The following is a 2,381-nucleotide window of genomic DNA, read 5'->3' as shown; positions in this document are numbered from 1 at the left end:
TTCTTTTAAAGTAATTTTATTATTCAGATTATTATGAATATGCTGAAAAATTGGTTTCAGTTTAATATGCTTGATTAGTTGTTCTTGTTTTTCTTCTTTGCTACTAATGAATCGGGCCAATAAAAGCTCAATTATTCCTTTCGTTTCAAGGTAATGTCTAAGAGATTTATAAAGAATTTTTTTATTTATCCATTTTTTATTTTGATACACTTTTGGATTTACATGAGGCAGTGAACTATCAGGGTGCAACGCCAATAGCTTTACTATCAACATTTCACTTAGATCATCTGATTTGAGTTTATTTTTGTATGGGTATAATTCAAGCAGATTTAGGTCATTATAATTTGTATTGCTGAAATGTAAATAATACAGACCTAATCCTGCCTTAAACTCATAAGAACAAAACGTGTAACTCGGGATGAGGTAAAGAAAACCTTTCTTTAATTTCCGAACTCTATTTTCTATATACAAATTACCAGAACCCTCTTTTACTAAATACAACCTTGAAAATGGGCTGATAATATCAATGTATTTTACAGATTCCGTTTGTTTATGAAAAGCGATATTGTGCAATACAATGTTAATTGTATTACCTACTTCAATAAATGACATAATGTGAATTTAGTATATATTTACTCAAGTTTCGCAGTAAATTAAATTGCTGATAGTGAGTTAAAAAGGATTAAAAAAAGTAGCATGAAAATTTGGTTAAAATGCTGTATTACAGTATTTTAACATAGTTTCCAAACACAAATAATCATGCTACAAGATAAAGATACAAACAAGATTTCAGAATTGAAAAGCGGTTTTACCCATAGGTGGTTTGAAACCGATTTTATATTAGGTTCTTTGACATGTTTAAAACTTTCCGGTGTTAGTAAGTGCTTTATCGGCATTAAACAGAAAGGGTATAGCCTTACTTCATTGTTTAGCGTTTTGCTTTCCTTGCCTTACCTGGGGCAGCGCACAGTACATGGATTGCTCAATAGCTCGGTAGGCCAATATATAGAAGCCCGAAAGGACACATTTTACAGGCTCAAGAATACGAGTGCAATTGATTGGCGCAGTATATTATGGTTTTTCGCACTGAAGTTTATTAGGGTTTCCGGGAAAGAAAATCGTGATACCGGGGTGAAATGCCTGATTCTGGATGATAGTGTTATGCAAAAGAAAGGCAAATATATCGAGATGGTTTCCAGGGTTTGGGACCACGTATCAGGCAGGTGTGTCCTGGGATACAAGATATTGGTAGGCATGTATTGGGATGGCACCTCATGCATACCGCTCGACTTTTCTATACATAGGGAAAAGGGCAAAAAGAAAGACAAGCCTTTCGGTTTAAAGAAAAAAGAAATGAAGAAACAGTTTAGCAAAAAGCGGGAAAAGGAATGTTATGGAAAGCAAAGGATGCTGGAAACGGATATCTCGAAAATCGACGGTGCTATTGCTATTATTAAAAGAGTACTAAAGAAAAAGCTTGACCTGGATTACATTCTAATGGATAGTTGGTTCACGTGTTGGGCAATGGTTGAATTGGTTAAGAAGCGTACGAAGTTACACTTAATAGGGATGTACAAGGGCGCGAAAACCAAATTTGACATAAATGGGAAACAATTGACCTATAATCAAATTAGAAATGAATTGGGCAATCCTGTCAGATGTCGGAAACTTGGGTATTACTATAAGCAAGCAGTGGTTGGGTGGAATGGCCAATGCGTTAAATTGTTCTTTAGCAAACAAGGCAAGAATGGTAAGTGGAGAACCTTTTTGACAACCAACACGGCATTGTCATTTATTGACATGATAAAGATATATCAGCTAAGATGGTCAATAGAGGTTTTTTTCAAGGAGGCCAAACAATTATTAGGGCTTGGTAAAAGCCAATCCAATGATTTTGATGCCCAGATTGCTGACACTACTTTGGTGATGATCCAACATTTGATTGTGACCATGCGGTACCGCTTCGAAAACTATGAAAGTAAAGGGGCTATCTTTGAGCAGGATAGGGAACGGGTTGTCAGGTTTACGCTTGGAGAAAGGATTTGGGGATTGTTCCTTGAGTTAGTAAAAGTGATAGAGATATTATTTGAAGGTTGCGAAAGTGACGAAATATTACTGAGACTGCTTGAAAATGAAGAAGCCGAGGCAATCATCACTCAATTACTAGGTAAAAATCATGCTAAACAAAGGTCTGCGGCATGATTCAAAAATGGAAAGTTAAAAACTATCAATAGAGCAATCTGAAAGGGGGTAACCCTTGCAGATTAGCTCAAAATGAATCTGCGAAACTTGAGTAAATAAAATAAATATCCAAATCGTCAAGTAGTTGAGCACTGCTTGTTTCGTAAAAAATGGCTTCTCAATACCTTTAGGAATTGAAA

Annotated in this window: 2 protein-coding genes; one reads left to right on the top strand and one right to left on the bottom strand. The window is 35.4% G+C overall.

From position 1 onward, the window contains the following. A partial coding sequence (locus Q0X89_RS09230; RefSeq protein ID WP_297693401.1) for a hypothetical protein occupies positions 1 to 612 on the bottom strand: 612 nt, incomplete at its 3' end. 147 nt (positions 613 to 759) lie between these two features. On the opposite strand from Q0X89_RS09230, the gene Q0X89_RS09225 reads away from it, so the two are divergent. Next, a complete protein-coding gene (locus tag Q0X89_RS09225) occupies positions 760 to 2,202 on the top strand; it encodes a transposase (RefSeq protein ID WP_297693399.1) in 1,443 nt (480 codons plus the stop codon). Positions 2,203 to 2,381 lie beyond the last annotated feature (179 nt).

Origin of the sequence: uncultured Eudoraea sp., from assembly GCF_947258525.1 — a bacterium.
In the GTDB taxonomy this organism is placed as follows: domain Bacteria; phylum Bacteroidota; class Bacteroidia; order Flavobacteriales; family Flavobacteriaceae; genus Eudoraea.
This window is presented reverse-complemented; position numbering and strand designations above follow the sequence as displayed.

Coding starts and splice junctions, on each gene's coding strand:
- Q0X89_RS09225 (WP_297693399.1), top strand. CDS start 760: ATGCTACAAGATAAAGATACAAACAAGATTTCAGAATTGAAAAGCGGT.